This is a genomic window from Nocardia carnea, from assembly GCF_029868325.1.
Classification (GTDB): Bacteria; Actinomycetota; Actinomycetes; order Mycobacteriales; family Mycobacteriaceae; genus Nocardia; species Nocardia carnea_C.
The window spans coordinates 1-5,004 of record NZ_JARWNW010000009.1; the positions used below are offsets into that span (position 1 = coordinate 1).

The 5,004-nt window shown below is 67.5% G+C and carries 5 protein-coding genes; 2 read left to right on the top strand and 3 right to left on the bottom strand.

Going from position 1 to position 5,004, the window contains the following annotated elements:
* Positions 1 to 239 precede the first annotated feature (239 nt).
* The 3 genes from QH196_RS00105 to QH196_RS00115 all read right to left on the bottom strand — a co-directional run bounded on the left by QH196_RS00105 (position 240) and on the right by QH196_RS00115 (position 3,178).
* Positions 240 to 1,391: an anti-sigma-D factor RsdA gene (locus QH196_RS00105; protein ID WP_280413693.1), complete on the bottom strand. Its 1,152-nt coding sequence runs from the start codon at positions 1,389 to 1,391 to the stop codon at positions 240 to 242.
* The gene (locus tag QH196_RS00110; RefSeq protein ID WP_280413694.1) at positions 1,384 to 1,962 is read right to left on the bottom strand and encodes a sigma-70 family RNA polymerase sigma factor; all 579 of its coding nucleotides are present in this window, start codon (positions 1,960 to 1,962) and stop codon (positions 1,384 to 1,386) included. Before QH196_RS00110 ends, QH196_RS00105 begins: the two co-directional genes overlap by 8 nt.
* 127 nt (positions 1,963 to 2,089) lie before the next feature.
* On the bottom strand, positions 2,090 to 3,178 hold the full coding sequence (locus QH196_RS00115) for a hypothetical protein (protein WP_280413695.1): 1,089 nt from the start codon (positions 3,176 to 3,178) through the stop codon (positions 2,090 to 2,092).
* A gap of 632 nt (positions 3,179 to 3,810) precedes the next feature.
* On the opposite strand from QH196_RS00115, the gene QH196_RS00120 reads away from it, so the two are divergent.
* Positions 3,811 to 4,104, top strand: a complete 294-nt coding sequence (locus tag QH196_RS00120; RefSeq protein ID WP_062973464.1) for a WhiB family transcriptional regulator — start codon at positions 3,811 to 3,813, stop codon at positions 4,102 to 4,104.
* A 144-nt stretch (positions 4,105 to 4,248) separates the two neighbouring features.
* Positions 4,249 to 4,863: an ECF RNA polymerase sigma factor SigK gene (gene sigK / locus QH196_RS00125; protein ID WP_280413696.1), complete on the top strand. Its 615-nt coding sequence runs from the start codon at positions 4,249 to 4,251 to the stop codon at positions 4,861 to 4,863.
* Positions 4,864 to 5,004 lie beyond the last annotated feature (141 nt).

A 5,004-nucleotide genomic window follows, 5' to 3' on the forward strand; every position in this document is an offset into this window, starting at 1 on the left:
GGCCGGGGGCGCCCCCCCCGCGGCCCGCGCCGAAACCCACCCCACCAAAACGGTAACAAACCGGACAAAAACAAAAAACCCAACACAAAACACCCCGGGGCGGGGACAGAAACATAACAACCCCCCAACCCAACCAAACCCCCCCCCCTAACCGCGCGGTGTGGCCCCCCCCCGGGGGGGTCGCGCCACACGGTGACAGATATTCGCGAACGCGCGGGCTCAGGATTGCCGCGCCGCGTTCAGTTGGTGGGCCCGCTGGGGACGATGGTCGTCGGAACGGACGGCGCCCCGGTCTCCGGGACCTGCGGTACCGACGGTTCGGCCGGACCAGGTGAGCTGATCGTGGACGGCGGTACCTGAGAGGTCGGCTCCACCGAGTCGACCCCCGGCCCGTCCGAAGTGGTCGGGTCAGGGGTGTCCGGGGTGGTGTCGTCCGGTGCGATATCCGGCGCGTGGGTATCCGGCGCCTGGGTATCCGGATTGTCCGTATCGGGCGACGGCCGGTCCGGCGACGGCAGCACCGGTGCGGTGACATCCGGCGCGGTCGGCCGATCGCCGCCGGGCCCCGGAGCCTCCATCGGAAGCTGCTGACCCGGCCGGTTCGTGGTGGTCACCGTAGGACCGGGGCGCCCGGTGGTATCCCCGGGCGTGGCCGGCTGCACCGGCGCCCCCGGATCCAGGGCGGGAGCCTTCTCCTCGAGCTGGGCCGCGATATCCGGTGCGACCTTGCCGACCTGTCCGACCAGTTCACGCCAGCGAGCGGCCAGCTCGTTGCGCTTCGCCGGGTCGTCCACCTGGGTGGCATTGGCCGAGGCCTGTTCCAGCCGGGCCTTGGCCTGTTCCGGCTTACCTTCCTCGAGCAGCTCCTGCGCGGCGGCCAGATTGTCGTCGGCGTACTGCACGACGGTGCTCTGAGCCTGTTCGCTGAACACCACCTCTTTGACGCGCCACAGCGCATCACCGGGTTCGGCCTGATAAGAGAACACCGACAGCCCGCCGAACACCAGAGCCAGCGCGGCCGCCGTGGTGGCTATCGGGCGGAGCAGCCGCAGCCGCCCGCCGGATTGCGCACTGATCCGCGCCTGCCGGGCCCCGATCTCCTGATTGACCGCCGCGACGACGGTATCGAGATCGGGCGCATCCGGTAGCGGCGGAGCCACGATCTCGGCCCGCCAATCCGCCAGCAATGTCGCCAGCTGGAGTTCCTCGGTGCTCTCGGTGGGTATGGGCCCGCCCCGCGCGATAGCGTCGATCAGTTCGTCATCACGACGGACCGCGCTGATATCGACCGGTTCGGACCCGGCACCGGAGCCCTCGGCGTAGGGATCGGTGTTCCGCGATACGCGCCGCGCCCGCTTGTCGCCCCGACCGCGCCCGCCATCCCTAGCCATATATTTCACCTGCCCTCGCCACTTGTACCTTCAGTTTTGCGAGCGCCCTGTGCTGGGCGACCCGTATCGCTCCCGCCGTACTGCCCACGGCGGTCGCGGTTTCCTCCGCTGACAAACCCATCACCAGGCGCAGGATCAGGATCTCCCGATGTTTCTCCGGCAACGTGGCCAGCAGAGTGTTCATCTGCCGGCTCGTTTCCGATTCGAGAGCTCGCTGCTCCGGTCCGTGGTCGGTGGATATGACATCTGGTACTTCGGCCATCGCCTCCGCCTTGTTACGGGAGGCGTTGCGATGGGCGTCGGCGACCTTGTGCGAAGCGATTCCGTATACGAAAGCCATGAACGGCCGACCCTGGTCCTGATACCTGGGTAGCGCGGTCATGACCGCTAGACAGACCTCCTGCGCGACGTCGTCCGCGGAGAGTTGTCCACGCTCCGCGGCACCGATCCGTGCGCGGCAATATCGCATCACCAGCGGACGGACCATCTCCAGTACCTGAGCTAGAGCGGACCTGTCGCCCTGCGCAGCAGCGGCGACGGCACGATCCAACTCTTCGCCCGTGTGCGTCATCGTCAGCGGATTTCCTGGCGTTACAAAGTGGCACGGCCGGTGACGACCTGTGCTTCCGCCGGTGCGGCGGAACGGGATCAACAATAGGACACGGCCACCCGGACGGGTCGAGACGGTGGAACCCGGGTCACCGTCCGATATCGCGAAATCGCCCGCCACGCCTGGCGATGAGTGCACGACACGCCTCCGCACCGACCGTCGCTGAGGCGTGTTCAGCAGCCGGGGCCGTACCGGGCGTGGGGAGACCGGTTCGCAACATGGCACAGGCCCAGCGCAGCGGCACCAGATCCGCTTCCCGGCACTGTTCCTCGACCAGCGCGGCGAGTTCGGCAGCCCGCCCGGTGTCGCCGGTCACTCCGGCGGCCGCGGCGACCAGCAGCCGCGATTTCACCCGGTGGCGAATCGAGGGGCCGCACTCGGCCCGGGCCAGCGCGCTCTCCGCCGCGGTCAGGGCCTCATCCGCCCGGCCGCCGGCCAGTGCGGTTTCGGCACGCACCCAGTGCAGCCGGACGAACGCACGGGAGCGATCGACGACCGCCCGATCGGCCTGCCCCTGTGTGATGACGTCGCCACTCGAGCCGGACGGATGCTCGGCGGTCAGCAACGCGCTGCAGCGGTCGAGCAACCTGGTGGCGAGCGCGAGCCGGCCGGTGCCCAGTGCATCGGCAGCGAGGCCGATCAGGGCGTCGGCCGCAGCATCGACCAGGTCGGGAACGCGGTAGTAACCCGCCGCGCCCGGGCCGACCGCAGCGCGCACGGCGACCTCACCCTCCGCAGCATGCTCACCGACCGCGGCGGCCGCGGCGTCGAGCCGGCCCGACAGGGGATGGTGACCCGGAGCGTGCGGATCGATGAGCGCCGGATGTCGATATCCAGAAGCCGAGCCCCCTGGCAGTCGCGGCAGCACCAACGCGGCGGCGTGACCGTCGTCGTGCGCGGCCCGCGCATGCCAGCCGAGTTGGCGCCGTAACGACCCCTCGGTGGATGCGGCCAGCGAAAGCAGCACCGGATCGTTCGTGCTCGCCCGCAGCCGGCGCAGTGTGGTACGGGCGGCCGCATAGTGGCCCGTACCACCCAACGCCACGGCTCGCCACCATATTTCGACGCTGCTGCCCGGCTCCGGCAACTCGGCAGCGGACCGATACTGCCGCGCCCCGAATGCGAAGTCGGCGAGCAGGGGGGCACGGGTTTCGACGGGGAGAAGCGGGGCGGACACCGGTGCACTGTACCGAGGCCCGGCCGGATCGGCGGCCGGCGAATCGGCCGGAACGAACGAGGAGCAAGTGTTTCAGCAATCTTTCAGCATTAATCGAATCGCCGGTGTTTCGATCAGGTTAATCTCCGCCCATCAATCCATGAGCGGATACGCATCGAATTCCGCAACGTTTCGCTTAATTAACCTGGAAGCCGCCCGGCCGCCATCTGTAATCGTACCGAGATCAGCGATTCCGGCCCCGATCCATGCCCGGATCGTGTACACATTTCGGTCCGGACCGTTCCTGCCACCCCGGTCGAGATCACCACCTGCGAAAACGTCGACCAGGGCCGACGGATCGACGACCAGGTGTCGGGGTAACCACACAGTATCGCCGGAAGATTAGCGGAAGTAAACAGCCAGGTGGGTTAAATTCAAGCCGCAAAATATCCGACAAATCAGCGCGCCGAACTGTTGACGGAATTTCCCCGTTACCCCTAACGTAGCTCATCGCCACGAACGGCGCCGGGCGAAAAATCGCCCGGGATGCCTACGGTCCGCGCGTTCACACGGGCGCCGGGCACCACCTGAGAAGTTGACCCATCACTCGCTCGACAATGCCGACGAGCTCACGTCTACGAGGAGTTCAACCCATGCCCATGCCCACCCACCTTCCCGGACCGAACGCCGATGTCTGGGACTGGCAGATGCGCGGTTCCTGCCGGGGTGTGGACTCGGCGGTGTTCTTCCATCCCGACGGCGAGCGCGGCCGGGCCCGGGCGGCTCGCGAGCTGCGCGCCAAGGAAATCTGCCGGACCTGCCCGGTCCTCATGCAGTGCCGGTCACATGCACTGAAGGTCAGTGAGCCCTACGGAATCTGGGGCGGGATGTCGGAAACCGAACGCGAAATGCACGCGCGCCGCAACCGGCGCCGAATGGCGGTGTAGCCCGCTCCGGACGCATCGGCCGTGGCAGGGGCTGTTTTGCCGCGGCACGGCAACCGCCGGCGCTCTGCACAACCGGCGCGACACCGTCTCTTCCGCGGGGCCACATACGGTCTCGGTCATAGCGTGGGGTTATTGTTATGACCGATGACACACGAAAGTATCGAGCTTTCAGCGTTGCTGCAGCGCTGTGGCCATTCGGACGCCGAAGCTTTCGCCGAACTCTATGATCGAACCCGCACGCGGGTCTTCGGTCTGGTGTTACGTGTCCTACAGGATTCGGGGTTCGCCGAGGAGACCACGCAGGAGGTCTACCTGCAGACCTGGCGTACCGCGGCGAGTTTCGACCCGGCCCGCGGTTCGGCGGTGACCTGGCTGATGACATTGGCCCATCGCCGTGCGGTCGACCGTGTACGTGCCGAACAGGCGCATACGCAGCGGGAGATCGCCTACGGCGCCCGGGTACTCGGGCACGACTACGACGAGGTCATCGAGGAGGTCGAGCGCAAACTCGACCATCAGGCCGTGGTGCTCGGCCTGCGCAGCCTCACCGAGAATCAGCGCGAAGCGATTTCGCTGGCCTATTACGACGGCCGGACGTACGCGGAGGTCGCCCGGCAACTCGATATCGGCCTGCCGACCGTCAAATCCCGGATCAGAGACGGGCTGCTCAGATTGAAGAAGAGTATGGCGGCCGCCCCGCCCATCGGCGAGCGGCGGCCGATACGAGAACGGGCCGTTCACATTACGCGCAGAGTGTGAACGGCCCGTTCTCTGTGTCCCTACCGGTCCCCGGCCGGGGGGGGGGGGGGGAAAGGGGGGATGTGGGGGGAACGGCGCCCGGGGGGGGGGTTGCTATGAGGGGGGGGGTGAGAACCAGACCACTGAGGGTGGGGGACTAAA

Coding starts and splice junctions, on each gene's coding strand:
- QH196_RS00110 (WP_280413694.1), bottom strand. CDS start 1,962: ATGACGCACACGGGCGAAGAGTTGGATCGTGCCGTCGCCGCTGCTGCG.
- QH196_RS00105 (WP_280413693.1), bottom strand. CDS start 1,391: ATGGCTAGGGATGGCGGGCGCGGTCGGGGCGACAAGCGGGCGCGGCGC.
- sigK (WP_280413696.1), top strand. CDS start 4,249: ATGACACACGAAAGTATCGAGCTTTCAGCGTTGCTGCAGCGCTGTGGC.
- QH196_RS00120 (WP_062973464.1), top strand. CDS start 3,811: ATGCCCATGCCCACCCACCTTCCCGGACCGAACGCCGATGTCTGGGAC.